This is a genomic window from Polynucleobacter alcilacus (assembly GCF_018881545.1).
Taxonomy (GTDB): domain Bacteria; phylum Pseudomonadota; class Gammaproteobacteria; order Burkholderiales; family Burkholderiaceae; genus Polynucleobacter; species Polynucleobacter alcilacus.
In genome coordinates this window covers 1392396-1409637 of record NZ_JACVQD010000001.1, presented here as the reverse complement: position 1 = coordinate 1409637, position 17242 = coordinate 1392396, and the positions used below count along the sequence as shown (strand labels likewise).

The following is a 17242-nucleotide window of genomic DNA, read 5'->3' as shown; positions in this document are numbered from 1 at the left end:
CAAATCTATAATTACCATTATGAAGTTGTTGACACTCGGCATCAATCATCACACAGCGCCGGTCGCCATTCGGGAAAAGGTCGCCTTTGACCCTGAATTTCTTCAAGAAGCGTTGCACGATCTGCGCCAACATTTAGTTGGCGCGAATCAGGCTGGGCTGCCAGAAGCCACTATTTTGTCGACCTGCAATCGCACTGAGGTGTACTGCGCTGCTAATGACGCTAGTGCTGCCGGGGTTTTGCACGAAGTGACTTTTGACTGGCTTGCTAAAACTCAAAAACTGGCCCCTAGTAGTCTTGAGCCCCACATTTATTCCCTACCGCAATCCGATGCCGTTCGTCATGCTTTCAGAGTGGCCTGTGGTTTAGATTCAATGGTAATTGGCGAGACCCAAATTTTGGGACAAATGAAAGATGCTGTTCGCACCGCCAATGATGCGGGTGTTTTAGGAACCTACCTCAATCAGCTCTTCCAGAAAACATTTGCCGTTGCCAAAGAAGTTCGCGGGTCTACAGAAATTGGTGCACATTCAATTTCTATGGCAGCAGCATCCGTCCGTCTTTCTGAACGCATCTTTGAAAAGATTGCTGATCAGCGTATTTTGTTTATCGGTGCAGGTGACATGATCACCTTATGTGCAACTCATTTTGTAGCGCGCAAACCAAGGCATGTGGCGATTGCAAATCGTACTATCGAACGCGGACAAGAATTGGCGGATTCTATTTCATTGCAGGACATAGAAGCGGAATCTTTCAAGCTATCCGAGCTTCCAGGGCGTCTGCACGAATTCGATATCGTTGTGTCTAGTACTGCTTCATCACTACCCATCATCGGGCTTGGTATGGTTGAAAGTGCTCTCAAGCAGCGTCGCCATAAACCGATGGTCATGATTGATCTGGCTGTGCCACGTGATTTTGAACCAGAAATATCTAGGCTAGATGATGTCTATCTCTACTCTGTAGATGATCTAGGTGTGATGGTTCAAACTGGCTCAAAATTAAGACACGCAGCAGTAAGTCAAGCAGAAGCGATTATTGAAGATCGTGTTGGTAATTTTATGCATTGGATGCAAGGACGGAATTCTGTTCCAATCATTCAAGATATTCAGCAACAAGGCGAGCGCTTAAGACAGCTTGAGTTAGAGCGGGCCATGAAACGCCTCATGCGCGGCGATGACCCACAAGAAGTTCTCAATGCAATGGCACAAGGCCTCACCAATAAGTTTTTGCATGGCTCACTGCATGCATTGCAACACTCTAATGGCGCTGAGCGTGACGCCCTGATTAAGTTGTTACCTAAATTATTCGCCTCGCATTCCAAGCCAGAAGACCATTAAATGAAGCCCAGCATGCGGGCTAAGCTTGACCACCTCGATACACGCTTAGCCGAACTCAATTCCCTTTTAACCTTAGAAGAGGCAACCAAAGATATGGATGCCTATCGGAAACTCACGCGTGAACATTCTGATATTGCTACCGTTGTTGAGCAATTTGGCTTATATAAACAAGCTGAAGCTGATGCTAAAGCAGCTGAAGAGATGCGTAAAGATCCTGATATGAAGGATTTTGCTGATGAAGAGCAACAGCAAGCATTGGCTACGATGGAAGAGCTCGCAGGCGTGCTACAGAAATTATTACTACCCAAAGATGAGAATGATGAGCGTAATGTCTTCTTAGAAATCAGAGCAGGAACTGGTGGCGATGAGAGCGCACTTTTTGCAGGTGACCTGTTGCGCATGTATACGCGCTTTGCTGAGCGCCAAGGCTGGAAAGTAGAGGTAGTTAGCGCTGCTGAATCGGATCTCGGTGGATATAAAGAGGTTGTCTTGCGCCTCGTAGGTCAATCAGTCTATTCCCGCCTCAAATTTGAATCTGGTGGTCATCGTGTACAACGCGTTCCCCAGACTGAAACGCAAGGCCGTATACACACATCGGCATGCACTGTTGCTGTCATGCCAGAGGCAGATGAATTAGAGGCTGTCAAAATCAATCCCGCTGAGTTGCGAATCGATACCTTCCGTGCTTCTGGCGCTGGCGGACAACATATTAATAAGACTGATTCCGCTGTGCGTATTACCCACTTGCCAACTGGTACGGTAGTTGAGTGCCAGGACGATCGCAGCCAACACCGCAATCGTGAGCAGGCCATGAAAGTATTAGTTTCGCGAATTATGGATGCTCGTGAGCGCGAGAAGCATCAGCTCGAAGCGCAAACTAGGAAATCACTTGTTGGCTCTGGCGATCGCAGTGATCGCATTCGCACCTATAACTTTCCTCAAGGACGTATCACTGACCATCGTATTAACCTAACGCTTTATAAAATTGATGCCATGATGGATGGGGATATTGATGATCTATGTAATGCTCTGGCTTCGGAACATCAGGCTGAACTACTTGCGGCCTTAGGCGATAACTAAAAACGATGAGCCCAGATTTGAGCTTGCGTTCATTATTAGGCAGCTCGCTACTTCCATCTAATGAAGCCCGTTTATTGATGGCTTATGTGCTCGAGAAGCATTATCAACTGCCTCGCTCAGCCCTAATTTCAAAGGATTCTATGGCGCTTGATCCAGGGGCCCTTGCAGAATGGCAAAGTCTCGAGACTAAAAGATCTAATGGGGAACCCATTGCCTACCTGATTGGAAAAAGAGGGTTTCACAATATCGAACTGTATGTTGCTCCCGGCGTATTGATCCCACGACCCGAAACTGAGCTACTGGTAGAAATCGGCTTGCATGAAATTACGCGGCTCAAACAAGCATCTGATACTCAAGCCAAATTATTAGACCTAGGAACAGGCTCAGGCGCAATTGCCCTCGCTATTGCTTACGCAGCACCGCAGGCACTGATTACAGCTACTGACCAATCAGCAGAAGCTATAAAAATTGCCAAAAGAAATGTAAAAGAATTAGGCCTTGAAAAACGGGTTGAATTGATTCAGGGCAGTTGGTACGAGCCTTTGGATCAACAGAGCTTTGACATCATTTTGAGTAACCCTCCCTATATTGCCAAGCAAGATCCCCACCTTAATCAGGGCGATCTTCGTTTTGAGCCTACTTCCGCCCTGACCGACCATGCAACTGGCTTAACATGCTTAGAGTCCATTATTTCAGGCGCAAGAGAGCATCTGCATCCAAATGGCTTCATTGCGGTAGAACATGGTTTCGATCAATCAGGGGCCGTCATGAACCTCATGATTGCTGCCGGACTTCGGGAGGTGAAAGCCTATCTGGATTTAGCAGGACATCATCGCGTAGCCTCAGGCAGAAAATAAGCTTGTAAATAACCTTTTTTTACATAAAGTCTTAAAATCTATTACAGATGTAATTCAAATCATTTTTATAGAAGCAACGCTCGTCAAGAAAGAATTTATGGATACACAAACTCAAATCAAAGAAATCGTTACTAGCCATCCCGTTGTTTTATTCATGAAGGGTACTGCCCAGTTTCCTCAGTGCGGCTTTTCTGGAAATGTAATTAATATCCTGAAAGCAAGTGGTGTTGAGAAGCTCCATACAGTAAACGTATTGGAAGATGAAGGTATTCGCCAAGGCATTAAAGAATTCGCAAATTGGCCAACCATTCCCCAGCTTTATATCAATGGTGAATTCATTGGCGGATCAGACATCATTACTGAAATGTTCCAGTCTGGTGAGTTACAAAAATTAGTTAAAGCCTAATTCAGTAGCTTTAACTCTGTGACTTTTGATCTAAGCTCACTTCTTTTATTTGGCCTGCCCTTTGCTGTATGCGCAGGCCTTTTAGTTTATGCATTGAACTTACGCTCTGCGCTAAGACGCACAGAATCCCAGGTACAAACCGAAGCAGATCTCACAATCAGCCTTCGCACCGAACGCGATCAGGCCTTACAAAGTGCGATTCGCCTTGAGGCAGAGCTTGATTCTGAACGTAAGCAAGGCCTCGGCCGCATTGAATCACTTAATGAGGCCAAAGAGGCTTTGACGAACCAATTTAAAAATCTCGCCAATGAGATATTAGAAGACAAGTCCAAGCGCTTTACTGAGCAAAATGCGGCTAGCTTAGATGCGCTTCTTAAACCTTTGCAAACTAAGCTTACTGAATTCAAAGAGCAGGTGAGCAACTCGTATGGCAATGAAGCCCGTGAACGCCATGCCCTCAAAAGTGAAATAGAACGTCTCGCTAATCTCAACCTGCGTATGTCAGACGAGACGCGCTCTTTAACTCAGGCATTAAAGGGTGACTCAAAAGTACAAGGTAACTGGGGTGAGTTAGTACTGGAGTCCATCCTAGAATCCTCAGGCCTACGCAAAGGTGAAGAATACTTAGTGCAAGATAGCCACACTCAAGACGATGGCTCACGCCTGCAGCCTGACGTCGTGATTAAGCTACCCGAAGGTAGAAGTCTGGTTGTCGACAGCAAAGTATCTATTACAGCTTATGCCAGACATGCTGAAAGCACTGATCCAGCCATAGCAGAACTGGAACTGGCAGCCCATATCCAGTCACTACGCCAGCACATTCAAGGGCTCTCCGGAAAGAATTACAGCGCCCTATACGGCGCAGGATCAGTTGATTTTGTTTTAATGTTTGTACCGATTGAACCAGCATTTTTATTGGCCCTGAAGACTGCGCCCAACCTCTACCAAGAGGCTCTAGCGAAAAATATTGTCTTAGTGTGCCCAAGTACTTTGATGGCTACTCTGCGAACTGTTGCTCACTTATGGAGACAAGATCACCAAAATCGCAATGCACTTGAGATCGCAAAACAGTGCGGCAGTCTTTATGACAAGTTTGTTGGTTTTGTTGAGGATCTTGAAAAGCTTGGTCAACGCTTAGAACAAGCGCAATCCAGCTACCACGATGCTTTCAATAAACTCAAAACGGGTAAAGGCAATCTCATTCGCTCAGCAGAAAAAGTTCGTGAGCTAGGTGTAAAGCCCAGTAAAAATTTACCTTCACTCTTGATCGAGCCCTCTTCAGATCCCGAATAAGTATTTAAATAGGCATTATTTAGATAAAGAAAAACCCCGCTCAGTTCGCACTAGCGGGGTTTTTTAATGCTTGGTAAATCTAAACTAAATAGCTAACTTAGCAGCTAATTAAGCAGCTTTACGGCTACGTGATGCAGGTGTAGCAGCTTTCTTCACTTGAGCAATTTGACCTTGAACTGTTTCGAGTGCTTGATCAGCAGTTTTTTCTGCAGTTGCAAAAGCTTCTTTGCTTGCAGCGCGGAACTGTTCAAAACCTTGCAATGCGCTACCGTATGTAGTCTTGAAAGAAGACAAAAATACGTCAGAACCAGCAGGTGCATTAGCAGCAACCGTGTTGATCCAATCTTGGAAACCATCTTGCAACTGGTCAATGCTTGCATCAACCACGTTTACAAACTCTTGATTGCCATCACGCAATACTTTGCTTACTTTCTTTTGGTAAGCAGCGGCTTGGATACCTACTGCTTGAAAAATTTCTGCGTTCAGCAGCTCAGTAACTTGTTTTGGGTCTTTAGCAGTCAATACTTGTTGAATACCGTCTTGAACATTTACTAAAGCATCTTTAGATGCGGCGTAGTTTAATTCAGCCAATTTCTGAGCATTTTCCAAAGCAGCTTCGCTCAAAGAAAATGAAGTCTCTAGGCCTTTGCTGTTGATTTGGGACAATTTAGTGGTGATTTGTTCTTGGTTCATGTATTTCTCCATAAATTAAGTGGTACAACTAGATAATTAAGTGCATTTAAGGAGAATTGCATTTCCTTAAATATTGCACTGCACCATGAAACTGTAACTGAAGAAATATGACAAATCAAGAATTATTTGCTGCTATGCAACATATATTGACCAATAAAGAATTAAATTGAATAAAATCAACATCTTAGAAAATAAAGAAGCTGCAAAATCCTACCGAAGAGTAGCAGTAGCAGCCTGTTTTGGCACATTTTTGGAGTGGTATGACTTTCTGACTTTTGCCACTCTTGCGATTATTTTTGCTCCTCTATTTTTTCCATCAAGCGATCCAAGCGCTGGTCTGCTGGCGAGTTTAGCGACGTTTGGCGCGGGAATGGTGGTCAGGCCTATTGGCGCTGCCGTCTTTGGCTCTATGGGCGATCGCATAGGCCGCAAACCTGTTTTTATGATTACGATTGCTTTAATGGGGCTAGCAACCTTTTGCGTAGGATTTTTGCCGACCTATGCCCAAATAGGAATCTGGGCGCCCATTCTTTTGGTCAGCCTAAGGCTACTCCAAGGCTTATCAGCTGGGGGTGAGATTGGCGGAAGTGCTGTTTATCTTACTGAACATGCCGGCGAAAAACATAGGGGATTTAAAACCAGCTTTTTACAATTAATGGGACCTTTGGGAATACTGGTCTCAACTATGCAAGTTACATTCCTACAAAGTTGGCTTACAGCCGATGAATTTATGTCCTGGGGTTGGCGAGTGCCCTTTTGGGTTTCGCTTATTTTGCTACTGGTCGCCGTCAAAGCAAGAATAGCGTTAAAAGAAACGCCGATCTTTTTAGATCTGGATAAGAGATCCGCCCGATCAAAGAGTCCATTACGAGATAACTTTAAAGACCGTCAAACCCGTAAGCATATGTTTCTACTATTTTTCTGTATCTCTGCTGGTGGAGCAGTTCTTTTCTTTTGCATTCAGGTCTACACCTCGATCTTTTTGAAAACCTCCGTAAAACTACCACCTCAACTAGTCGATCAACTGACCATCTATGCCACGCTTGCTTTATTACCGCTCACTGTATTTGCGGGATGGCTCTCAGACAAAGTCGGCAGAAAACCAGTAATTGTATGTGGATTAGCATTAGGGGCTGTACTTATTTTGCCATCGTTTCATTTACTTGAATATCTTGGAAAGGAGATTTCTCAGTCAAATCAGAACGGCAATCAAATAATAATGATCGCATCAATACTGATTGGTCTATCAACGATACTTGCCTTAGTTGTTGGTCCTCAAACTGCATTATTAGCAGAATTGTTTTCTGCAAGGAATAGAAATAGCGCTGCTACCCTGCCGCATAACTTAGCTGCTGGGTGGATTGGTGGCATGCTCCCCTTTATTATTACTTGGCTAAATAAAAAGTGGGCAAGCGATATTGCAGGGCTATGGTATCCAACGATTTTCTTGGCATGTGCTTTTATCCTTGCCCTACTGTACCTTCCAGAAACTCGAAAAACACAGCTTAGCGATTAAGAAAAACATGCCCTATAAAATTCGAGGTAACAGTAACCAATTATGAAAGATGCAAATTAATTAATGCTTTTTCAACCGAGTTTTTCATATCAATTTTTCTAATTGCAGCATAGCCATCAGCCGAGCGTTTCTGTAAACTCTCTTCATTAGATAAAACATGGGCGCAATAATCTAATAGCTCATCATATTTTGCATACCCAATTGCTCCTTCGTATGGGTCATGATCTGAGGCTTCAGAAATAACTACAGCACCATTGGTTAATAAGTAAGAAATTCTTACTGTTTCGAGGGTATTGAGGTCCTCAAAACAATGCACATTAACAAGTATTTTAGAGCCAGCAATCAGCTGGTCTCTTTTAATGCCAAAAGCCTCGTTATTTTCAGTGACGGCTCCGACTTTATATCCCCTTTTAACAAGCCTCTCCAAGAAAATTGCTCGTCTTGGGCTTAATGACCCAATAAACAGAAAATCAAACTGATGCTCAGAATTCCGCCGAGCCAATTTTTCACTTATAGAATGGTACCCAGGCGGAACAAACTCCACATTTTGAAGACCTTTCGATTGCAGATAATTAAAATTCTTTGGTGAGTAATCCCAAACTGAGAGTGCTCGAGATAAAAATTCTAGATACTTGGGATAATTTTTGAGATGCCCCAGTTCATCATCCAAAATCTCTAATTGATAAACGATGTAAGGCTGAGTTAAAGCAGTTGAAAGTAAGCTGTCACTAAACATGATCGAGCCAATCAATATATTGACTGTATTAGGCTTAATCTCATTTGAACTCACTGTACATTGATGCCCAAGGTCTTTTAATGAGGCACTCAAAGTCGACACTAGATCATCAAAAAGATGATGTAATTCATTAATCTGGATCTTGCAAATATTAAAAGTTACCATTTTTCGATCACCTCAAAAGAAAAGGCTCACTTGCTAGTAAACAGTGAGCCTGATGTTCTGGTGCCCCTTGTCCGACTCGAACAGACCACCTACTGATTACAAATCAGTTGCTCTACCAGATGAGCTAAAGGGGCAACGGTTGATATTTTAGCCTATTTCACAATCTTTAAGGATGGCCTGCTAGTTTTTGGCTTTTCAGGGCCCTCGTCAGAAGCATCTGCTATGTGTAAATCCCTTGCTTGAGATGGGTCGAATGGGAATGACATGCCTTGTCCGTTTTCTCTGGCGTAGATTGCAAGCACATGACTCACTGGAACCATGATCTTTCTGGGGATTCCCCCAAATCGCGCCTGAAAGCTAATCCAGTCGTTTTCCATTTGGAGCTGATGGCAAGCTTCAAGAGAGAGATTTAAAACAATCTCATCTTTCTTCACAAACTCCATGGGTACCTCCACCCTGGCATCTACAAAAACAGCGATGAAAGGTGTAAAACCAAAATCCGTGCACCACTGGTGTAGAGCACGGATGAGATAGGGCTTATTGCTTGGAATGTCAGACATGCTGACCAGAAATGAACCGCTAGATGATCTTAGCGGCGCATCACCTTTTCAGAAGGGGTCAAGGCTTCAATATAAGCAGGTCTGCTAAAAATACGCTCAGCGTACTTTAATAGAGCTGCAGCATTACGTGAAAGATCAATACCGTAGTGCTCAAGACGCCATAACAATGGAGCAATGGCCACATCCAGCATAGAGAACTCATCGCCAAGCATGTACTTATTCTTAACAAAAATAGGTGCCAACTGTGTCAAACGATCACGAATTGCTAAACGCGCTTTCTCGTGATTCTTTTCAGCTGCCTTGCCCTTTTCATTTTCTAGGGCGGCTACATGCACAAACAGCTCTTTCTCAAAATTAAAAAGGAAGAGGCGTGCGCGTGCACGCGCGACTGGATCAGGCGGCATTAATTGTGGATGAGGAAAACGCTCATCAATGTATTCATTGATGATATTTGATTCATACAAAATCAAGTCACGCTCTACTAAGATAGGAACTTGGCCGTAGGGGTTCATCACCGAAATGTCTTCAGGCTTGTTAAACAAGTCGACATCGCGGATTTCAAAATCCATGCCCTTTTCAAAAAGCACCAAGCGGCAGCGTTGCGAGAATGGGCAGTTAGTGCCCGAGTACAACACCATCATAAATTGATTTCCTTAAATTTCTACTTCAATGCAACAAACGCACAACAAACTGCGGCTTTAAATCTTTCCAACTAATTGAGTCCTCCAGAACTCAATTAGTGAATATCTTTCCAATACGCTTTGTTCAAGCGCCATGCAAACAAGGTAAAGATGGCTAAGAACAGGAGCACTATAACGCCAAGACGTTTACGCTCCAATTGCACTGGCTCAGCCATCCAAGATAAGAACGAAACCAAGTCAGCAATATTGTCGTCATACTCTTGCGACTTCATCGTGCCGGGAGTCAACTGCTCAAAGCCTACGAATACTTTTTCTGTTCTGCTCTCATCATGCGGATCTTTACGTTCCTCAAACTTAGCAGCACGCTCACCCTGCAACTGCCAAAGCACATGCGGCATACCTACATTTGGATACACCAAATTATTCCAACCGGTTTGGGTTGTATCGTCTTTATAGAATGTGCGGAAGTAGGTATAGAGCCAATCAGTACCACGAGCACGAGCTTCAACGGAGAGATCTGGCGGAGTCTTACCAAAGTAAGCCTTACCCTCTTTTGCCGTCATCGAGATCGTCATGAGATCGCCAACTTTGGCATCCGTCAAAATCAGGTTATCTTTGATTTGTTGGTCGGTCAAGCCAATATCACGTAGACGGTTATAACGCATGCTAGAAGCTGCATGGCAGTTTAAGCAATAGTTCACAAATATCTTAGCGCCATTTTGCAATGAGGCATTGTTACTGACGCGGTTAGGTGCTGCGTCGAGCGGGAAGCCACCTTCATTGGCGTTGGCATTCACACCAAAGCTAAGGACAGCAACTAAAGTAGCTGCCTGGCAGATGCCCATCAAAGTTTGCAGAATTCGTTTCATACTAGATCCTAATTTCTCTTTGCTGATATCTCAGATGTGAATTAATGGGACTTAAAAGTAACGCGTGTTGGAACTGGCTTGAAGGTACCAAGCGTGCTCCAGAACGGCATTGCCAAGAAGAAGCCCAGATAATAAATAGTGCATACCTGAGAAATCTTTTCAAACACGGGTGATGGTGGCTGGATACCTAAGTAACCTAAGATCACGAAACTCACTACGAACACGCCATAAATATATTTATGGAACTGTGGACGATAGCGAATGGATTTCACTGGAGAATGATCAAGCCAAGGTAAGAAGAACAGGATGATGACTGAACCGCCCATGATCACAACTCCCCAAAACTTCGCATCAAACAGGTAAAAACCACCGGCCAATATGAGAGCGATCGCTGCACAAACACCTTTGACCTTGAGATCTTTGGAAGTCTTAGCAAACATTCCAAGAATGACAGCTAAGAAGATCCATAATGGTAGTAAGAAGTTGGTAGTTGTTGCACGCAACATGGAATAGAACGGCGTGAAATACCAAACTGGTGCAATGTGGGTTGGCGTTACAAACGGATTTGCAGGAATAAAGTTATTTGCTTCTAAGAAATAGCCGCCCATCTCTGGTGCAAAGAAAACAATCGACGCAAAAATAATTAAGAAACCGCCGAGATACATGATGTCGTGGACACTGTAAAAAGGATGGAATGGAATGCCATCAACAGGGTGGCCTTGTGCATCAAGATTATTTTTGATTTCTACACCGTCTGGATTATTTGAGCCCACTTCATGCAATGCCAGAATATGAGCCACAACCAAACCAATTAATACCAGCGGAATGGCAATCACGTGGAAAGCGAAGAAGCGGTTGAGAGTTGCATCGCCCACAACATAATCACCGCGCAGCCACAAAGATAGGTCTGGCCCAATCAATGGAATTGCGGAGAATAAGTTCACAATGACTTGAGCACCCCAGTAGGACATTTGACCCCATGGGAGCAAGTAGCCAAAGAACGCTTCACCCATCAAGCACAAGAAAATCGCACAGCCGAAGATCCAGATCAATTCACGTGGTTTGCGATAGGATCCGTAGATTAAGCCGCGGAACATATGCATATAGACCACGACGAAGAACATAGAAGCGCCGGTTGAGTGCATATAGCGAATCATCCAGCCCCATGGCACCTCTCGCATAATGTACTCAACTGACTCAAAAGCCTTGGCAGCATCCGGCTTGTAGTTCATTGTCAAGAAAATACCTGTAACGATCTGCATGGCAAGTACTACGATAGCCAATGCGCCAAAAATATAGAAAAAGTTAAGATTCTTAGGAGCGTAATACTCGCTCATATGCCGCTTAAATGCTTCTGTAACAGGCAGGCGCGAGTCAACCCAGGCCATTAGCTTCTGGGCTGAAGATGCGTCCGCTGGGACTTCTTTTTCGTGAAATGCCATTTATCTCTCCTTAGGCCTTCTTATCGTCGCCGATCAGAATCTTGGTGTCGCTCATGTACATATGTGGCGGCACTTCAAGGTTATCTGGGGCTGGTTTGTTCTTAAATACACGGCCTGCCATATCAAATGTGGATCCATGACATGGGCAAAGGAAACCGCCTGGCCAAGTATTTGGCAAGGATGGCTGGGCTCCAGACTCGAATTTTGGAGTTGGAGAGCAACCTAAATGCGTGCAAATACCGACTACTACGAGGTATTCAGGCTTAATCGAGCGCCACTGATTCTGGGCATAAGGGGGTGTAAATTGGGCTGGATCGCGCAAAGAATCAGGGTCAGCCAATTCGCCATCAATCTTTGACAACTCGGCTACCTGCTCGGGGGTGCGACGCACCACCCAGACTGGCTTACCGCGCCACTCCACCATTCGCATCTCATCAGGCTGCATACCCGTGATATCGATTTCAACAGCTGCTCCAGCGGCTTTAGCGCGCTCGGAAGGCTCAAAACTATCCACAAAAGGGTACAGGGCTGCGGCTACTCCTACACCACCAACCGCCGAAGTGGCGATCAACCAATTACGGCGATCCTTGTCCATACTGGGCTTGTCACTCATTTACAAAATTCCTAGAAGGGTATTTATGGGTAAAAATTGCTTAAAGGTAGGATTTTAAAGTAAAAAGTGGGGTAAGCAAGAAAGTTATGGGGTTAATCTCGAGTTAATCAGTATCCAGACAAAAAGGAAGGCATTTATGAGCGTTTTAAAGGAGTTTCGGGACTTCGCCGTCAAAGGCAATGTGATCGACTTGGCGGTGGGTGTGATTATTGGTGGCGCCTTCGGAAAAATTGTTGATTCCCTTGTCAACGACATCGTCATGCCGGTCATTTCGACCCTTTTGGGGGGTCATATCGACTTTACGAACTTATTTCTGGTCTTAGGCAGTGTTCCAGAAGGTGTGCCGAGGACTTTTGATGCCCTTAAAAAGGCAGGTATACCAATCTTCGCCTATGGTAATTTCATCACCATCTCCATCAACTTCATTCTCTTAGCTTTTGTCATTTTTCAAATGGTCAAGATTGTTAATAAAATACGTTTAATGGATGCGCCACCAGCTCCACCTACCCCTGAAGATGTTGTACTCCTTCGTGAAATTCGCGATAGTCTCAAAAAATAATTTTTTATAAAGCAAAAAAATGATGAATCGATTTTGGTTACTTTTTGCGCAAACAGTAACCATTCTTTTGGCGGTATGGTTTATTGTCGCTACGCTAAAACCGAGTTGGTTGTCAAATGCACAAATGAATTCCATCGTAGAGAATGTCACTTTAAAAGAGGGCGCCTATGATGGTAATGCGATTAGCCCCGGTTCGTATCATGACGCAGTCAAGAAATCGATGCCAGCGGTTGTCAATATATTTACTAGTAAAACTTCAGCAAAGCCCAAGACTCGCAAAGGTAGCGATAGTAAGCCTTCAGACCCTTTGTTTAAATTCTTTTTTGGCGATCAACCACCGCAAGAAGAGCCTACATCCAGCCTTGGTTCGGGAGTATTGGTAAGCCCTGAAGGAGTAATTTTGACCAATCATCATGTGATTAGCGATGCTGATGATATTGATGTTGCCCTAGCTGACGGCAGGAAAGTAAAGGCAAAAGTTATTGGTAGCGATCCTGAAACCGATATTGCTGTTTTGAAAATCGATGCAAAGCAACTGCCTTCACCGATAAGCCTTGGGAAAATTGAATCGGTTCGCGTAGGAGATGTGGTTCTCGCAATTGGTAATCCCTTTGGTGTTGGGCAAACGGTAACTTCCGGCATCGTTTCTGCAATGGGGCGTGATCATGTCGGTATTAATACTTTTGAAAACTTCATCCAAACCGATGCTGCAATTAATCCTGGAAATTCAGGTGGTGCTTTAGTCGATACGCGCGGCAATCTTATTGGTATTAATACCGCTATTTATTCCAATAATGGCGGTTCAATGGGCATCGGATTTGCAATCCCTATCAATCTGGCTAAGCAAATTATGGAGTCCATCCTAGCCAACGGTAGCGTAACAAGGGGTTGGGTTGGGGTAGAACCCCAAAACCTCTCTAAAGAGCTCTCAGAGTCACTAGGGTTACCTGGCAATACTACCGGCGTACTCATATCTGGCGTGCTTGAAGGTGGCCCCGCTGCACGAGGGGGAGTCAAGCCAGGGGACGTTTTGCTCGCCGTCAATGGCAATTCCATTCAGGACGTGCGTGGACTGCTTAATGGTATTGCTCAAATTAGCCCTGGTAACCAAGCTAAATTAACTGTTCTACGCAAAGGCAAGGAAATGGAGTTAACAGTCCAAACTGGAACGCGACCCAAACCCAAGAAACAGATTAATTAAGGCGCTTAATTTAAGGCTTAATGGGCCAAAATTTTTGACAGAAACTCCTTTGCTCTTGGCGAGCGAGTCTCGGGATTATCAAAAAATTCTGACTTGATGCAATCCTCAACTATTCGTCCTTGATCCATAAAAATCACGCGATGACCCACTTTTCTAGCAAAACCCATCTCATGGGTAACGCAACACATGGTCATACCTTCATTAGCTAAACTCACCATGACATCCAGCACTTCACCAACCATTTCTGGATCTAATGCTGAAGTAGGCTCATCAAACAGCATCACAATCGGATCCATGCTTAATGCTCTTGCAATGGCCACACGTTGTTGCTGTCCACCAGAAAGCTGGCCTGGGAATTTATCTTTTTGTGCAATCAAACCAACGCGCTCAAGATATTTCAAGCCATGCACCTTAGCTTCATCGCTAGAGCGATCCAATACTTTCATTTGAGCAAGCGTCAGATTCTCAGTAATACTTAGGTGGGGGAAAAGCTCAAAGTTCTGAAATACCATTCCTACCCGTGCGCGTAATTTAGGCAGGTTTGTTTTTGGATCATGCAAATCAATTCCATCAACAGATATTGCTCCAGCCTGAAACGGCTCTAAAGCGTTGATCGTCTTGATCAAAGTGGATTTACCCGATCCTGAGGGGCCACAAATCACAACAACCTCACCTTTTTTGATCGACGTTGTGCAATCAGTTAAAACCTGAAATGAGCCATACCATTTAGAAACGTTTTGAAGTTCAATCATGATGGTCTATGTATTTAAGCGATAAGTAAATGAAAAGTGGCTCAGTGAATAAGCGCCACTTTTGCGTGGATTTTTCGGACAACTTTAGAAAGCGAGAAGCAGATTACAAAATAGGTAGCAGCAGCCAAAATATAGGTCTCAATGGGGCGTCCGTAATTCTTACCGGCAATCTCAAAACCTTTGAGCAGGTCATAAGCTCCAATTGCATAGACCAAAGAAGTATCTTGAAACAAAATAATCGTTTGGGTCATAAATACTGGAATCATGTTCCTAAATGCTTGCGGCAAAACAATCAAGCGCATATTTTGACCATAAGTCATACCTAAAGCTTCGCCGGCATAGACTTGACCTTTAGGGACTGATTGAATACCAGCCCTAACGATTTCTGAAAAGAAGGCGGCCTCGAATGCAATGAAGGTAATCGTAGCTGATAAGTCTGCCCCAATAGGTCTTCCAATCAGCATCGGGATTAGCAAGAAAAACCACAAAATGACCATGACCAAGGGAATAGACCGCATGGTATTGACATAAAAAGTAGCTGGATTGACTAATAAAGGCTTTCCAGACAGCCTCATGAGCGCGAGGAATGTGCCCACTACGATTCCGCCGATAGTTGCAATGACTGTTAACTGAACACTAAATAACAATCCTTTAAGTATGTAACTGGTAAACAGCTCCCAATTGTAAAAACTCAGATCAAGGCTCAACATATGATTCCCATCTAGTGAGCCAAGCTAGCATCATTTGATGCAGTAATAAAACCGGGAATACGGCTGCGCTTCTCAATCAATGCCATCACGCGGTTTACTGCGAATGCTGATAAGGCATAAAGCAGGGTGACTGCTAAATAAATTTCAACGCCATGTGAAGTCTCTTCTTGGGCTTGCATCGCAAATAAAGTAAGCTCTGGTACAGACACAGCAAATGCTACTGAAGAGTTTTTAATAGCATTCATGCTTTCTGAAGTCAGCGGTGGAATAACAATACGTAGTGCCATTGGTAACAGCACGTAACGATAAGTTTGAGCAGTACTCAACCCTAAAGCGGTAGCAGCTGCGCGTTGCCCACTAGGTAAAGACTGAATTCCTGCCCTTACCTGTTCCGCAATCCGTGCTGAAGTGAAGAATCCGAGGGCAATGCTGACCAACCAATAGGAAGGCACCGCTTTAAGTGGAGGGAAAAAAGCGGGGATGACGTGATACCAGAGAAAAACTTGGACTAAGACGGGAATGTTTCGAAATAACTCTACCCATGCAGTAGATAAACGCACCAATAATCTACTAGTTCTACCGGTATCAGGCAGGGTTCTGAGGGTTCCCATAATAGCGCCTACGATTAAAGCAATTGTCAGACCAAGCCCTGCTACCGCTAAAGTCCATCCCCATGCCTTCATCAACCAGTCTAGATAACTAGGGTCTGCGTTTTGGCCAAGCCAAAAAATTGAGGAGAAGCAGTGGTCGACTGCTTCTCCATCTAAGGTGCTTTTACAAAAGACACCTAGATCTAATGCCATATTAGGAACTTATTTTTCTTAGATTACTTCTTGTTATAGTCTTCTGCTGGCTTGTCGTTCAAATTGGCCCAAGCATTTTTAGTGGCTGGAGACAACTCAAGACCAACGACAATATTTTTTGGTGGAATTGGTGCTAAGAACCATTTGTTCCACAGACCAGGCATTTTGCCATTTGCGACTATATTGGCAATAGCCGCATTTACTGCGGCCTTAAACTCAGGATCATTCTTCGGAACCATGATTGCAATTGGCTCAGTAGCAAGCACTTCACCAACAATTTTATAATCTTTTGGATTCTTAGAGTTAGCGATGTTGCCCGCTAAGATTGAACCATCCATCACGAATGCATCAGCACGACCAGACTCCAGGAGCAAGAAACTATCGGCATGGTCTTTACCAAATACTTCATCAAAATTCACGCCATTGGCTTTTTCATGCTTACGCAATAACTGAACGGAGGTTGTGCCAGTAGTTGTAGCTACCTTTTTACCGGCCAATTGAGAGATGGAGGTAATTCCAGAGCTTGCTTTTACGGCAATACGGACTTCCTCAACATACAAGGTATTGGCAAAGCCAACGTCTTTTGCACGAGCAGTATTGTTAGTGGTGGTACCGCACTCAATATCCACTGTCCCGTTTTGGACCAAGGGAACCCGGTTTTGAGAGGTAACAGGCTGATAATTAATACGGAGCGTGCTCATACCCAGCTTATCTTTAATATCGCCCAAAATCATGCGACAAATTTCGACGTGGTAACCATCAAATCGGCTATCGCCAGTAGTGTAGGACATCGGGATCGAGGATTCGCGCACACCCATTGTTACTGCACCGCTGGACTTGATCTTATCCATAGTTGCGCTCGCGCCATAACAGGCGCTAGACAATAAAAGTCCTGAAACTAATGCGGAGGTAGCAAAAACAGTGGAAATTTTTTGAATTTTCATGTGGCGTCTCTTCCTTAAGGTAATTTTTAGTTGACTCAGCTTCATGTATAAAGCTATTTGTACCAA

Annotated in this window: 19 protein-coding genes and 1 tRNA gene; 8 read left to right on the top strand and 12 right to left on the bottom strand. The window is 44.2% G+C overall.

The features are described from left to right. Positions 1 to 19 precede the first annotated feature (19 nt). The 5 genes from hemA to ICN45_RS07260 all read left to right on the top strand — a co-directional run bounded on the left by hemA (position 20) and on the right by ICN45_RS07260 (position 4972). On the top strand, positions 20 to 1336 hold the full coding sequence (gene hemA / locus ICN45_RS07280) for a glutamyl-tRNA reductase (protein ID WP_216174908.1): 1317 nt from the start codon (positions 20 to 22) through the stop codon (positions 1334 to 1336). Further along, positions 1337 to 2416, top strand: a complete 1080-nt coding sequence (gene prfA, locus ICN45_RS07275; protein WP_216174906.1) for a peptide chain release factor 1 — start codon at positions 1337 to 1339, stop codon at positions 2414 to 2416. A 5-nt stretch (positions 2417 to 2421) separates the two neighbouring features. After that, positions 2422 to 3273, top strand: a complete 852-nt coding sequence (gene prmC, locus ICN45_RS07270; RefSeq protein WP_216174904.1) for a peptide chain release factor N(5)-glutamine methyltransferase — start codon at positions 2422 to 2424, stop codon at positions 3271 to 3273. Between the two features lie 97 nt (positions 3274 to 3370). Further along, positions 3371 to 3679 (top strand): Grx4 family monothiol glutaredoxin, encoded by a 309-nt coding sequence (gene grxD, locus ICN45_RS07265; RefSeq protein WP_216174902.1) that lies wholly within the window; start codon positions 3371 to 3373, stop codon positions 3677 to 3679. 18 nt (positions 3680 to 3697) lie between these two features. Continuing rightward, entirely contained in the window at positions 3698 to 4972 is a 1275-nt protein-coding gene (locus ICN45_RS07260; protein WP_216174900.1) for a DNA recombination protein RmuC, read from the top strand. A 108-nt stretch (positions 4973 to 5080) separates the two neighbouring features. Here the strand turns inward: ICN45_RS07260 and ICN45_RS07255 are convergent, their stop codons facing one another. Further along, the gene (locus ICN45_RS07255) at positions 5081 to 5665 is read right to left on the bottom strand and encodes a phasin family protein (RefSeq protein WP_216174899.1); all 585 of its coding nucleotides are present in this window, start codon (positions 5663 to 5665) and stop codon (positions 5081 to 5083) included. Between the two features lie 166 nt (positions 5666 to 5831). On the opposite strand from ICN45_RS07255, the gene ICN45_RS07250 reads away from it, so the two are divergent. Continuing rightward, a complete protein-coding gene (locus ICN45_RS07250) occupies positions 5832 to 7181 on the top strand; it encodes an MFS transporter (RefSeq protein ID WP_216174897.1) in 1350 nt (449 codons plus the stop codon). Between the two features lie 40 nt (positions 7182 to 7221). Here ICN45_RS07250 and ICN45_RS07245 read toward each other — a convergent pair whose 3' ends face one another. From ICN45_RS07245 to petA, 7 genes are all read right to left on the bottom strand, one after another. Then, positions 7222 to 8010 (bottom strand): CgeB family protein, encoded by a 789-nt coding sequence (locus tag ICN45_RS07245; RefSeq protein WP_216174895.1) that lies wholly within the window; start codon positions 8008 to 8010, stop codon positions 7222 to 7224. Positions 8011 to 8140: 130 nt separating this feature from the next. Then, positions 8141 to 8216, bottom strand: a tRNA-Thr gene (locus ICN45_RS07240). An 18-nt stretch (positions 8217 to 8234) separates the two neighbouring features. Then, a complete protein-coding gene (locus ICN45_RS07235; RefSeq protein ID WP_216174893.1) occupies positions 8235 to 8642 on the bottom strand; it encodes a ClpXP protease specificity-enhancing factor in 408 nt (135 codons plus the stop codon). Positions 8643 to 8671: 29 nt separating this feature from the next. After that, on the bottom strand, positions 8672 to 9283 hold the full coding sequence (locus ICN45_RS07230) for a glutathione S-transferase N-terminal domain-containing protein (RefSeq protein ID WP_216174891.1): 612 nt from the start codon (positions 9281 to 9283) through the stop codon (positions 8672 to 8674). Positions 9284 to 9378: 95 nt separating this feature from the next. After that, positions 9379 to 10152 carry a cytochrome c1 gene (locus ICN45_RS07225; protein WP_439650784.1) on the bottom strand — a complete coding sequence of 258 codons (774 nt, stop codon included), beginning with the start codon at positions 10150 to 10152 and terminating at the stop codon, positions 9379 to 9381. 41 nt (positions 10153 to 10193) lie between these two features. Further along, a complete protein-coding gene (locus ICN45_RS07220) occupies positions 10194 to 11594 on the bottom strand; it encodes a cytochrome b (RefSeq protein WP_216174889.1) in 1401 nt (466 codons plus the stop codon). 10 nt (positions 11595 to 11604) lie between these two features. After that, positions 11605 to 12207: a ubiquinol-cytochrome c reductase iron-sulfur subunit gene (gene petA / locus ICN45_RS07215; RefSeq protein WP_216174887.1), complete on the bottom strand. Its 603-nt coding sequence runs from the start codon at positions 12205 to 12207 to the stop codon at positions 11605 to 11607. Between the two features lie 136 nt (positions 12208 to 12343). Here petA and mscL point away from each other — a divergent pair, with 136 nt between their 5' ends. Both mscL and ICN45_RS07205 read left to right on the top strand, forming a co-directional pair. Then, entirely contained in the window at positions 12344 to 12766 is a 423-nt protein-coding gene (gene mscL, locus ICN45_RS07210) for a large conductance mechanosensitive channel protein MscL (RefSeq protein WP_216174885.1), read from the top strand. A gap of 19 nt (positions 12767 to 12785) precedes the next feature. Beyond that, positions 12786 to 13967, top strand: coding sequence for a Do family serine endopeptidase (locus ICN45_RS07205; RefSeq protein WP_216174883.1), 1182 nt, complete (start codon positions 12786 to 12788; stop codon positions 13965 to 13967). Positions 13968 to 13984: 17 nt separating this feature from the next. On the opposite strand, the gene ICN45_RS07200 is transcribed toward ICN45_RS07205, so the two are convergent. Genes ICN45_RS07200 through ICN45_RS07185 form a run of 4 tightly spaced genes read right to left on the bottom strand, consistent with a single transcriptional unit; the run spans position 13985 to position 17176 of the window. Then, entirely contained in the window at positions 13985 to 14719 is a 735-nt protein-coding gene (locus ICN45_RS07200) for an amino acid ABC transporter ATP-binding protein (RefSeq protein WP_216174881.1), read from the bottom strand. A 41-nt stretch (positions 14720 to 14760) separates the two neighbouring features. After that, positions 14761 to 15429 (bottom strand): amino acid ABC transporter permease, encoded by a 669-nt coding sequence (locus tag ICN45_RS07195; protein WP_216174879.1) that lies wholly within the window; start codon positions 15427 to 15429, stop codon positions 14761 to 14763. An 11-nt stretch (positions 15430 to 15440) separates the two neighbouring features. Beyond that, entirely contained in the window at positions 15441 to 16232 is a 792-nt protein-coding gene (locus tag ICN45_RS07190; protein WP_216174877.1) for an amino acid ABC transporter permease, read from the bottom strand. Between the two features lie 23 nt (positions 16233 to 16255). Continuing rightward, the gene (locus tag ICN45_RS07185) at positions 16256 to 17176 is read right to left on the bottom strand and encodes an amino acid ABC transporter substrate-binding protein (protein WP_216174875.1); all 921 of its coding nucleotides are present in this window, start codon (positions 17174 to 17176) and stop codon (positions 16256 to 16258) included. Positions 17177 to 17242: the final 66 nt, after the last annotated feature.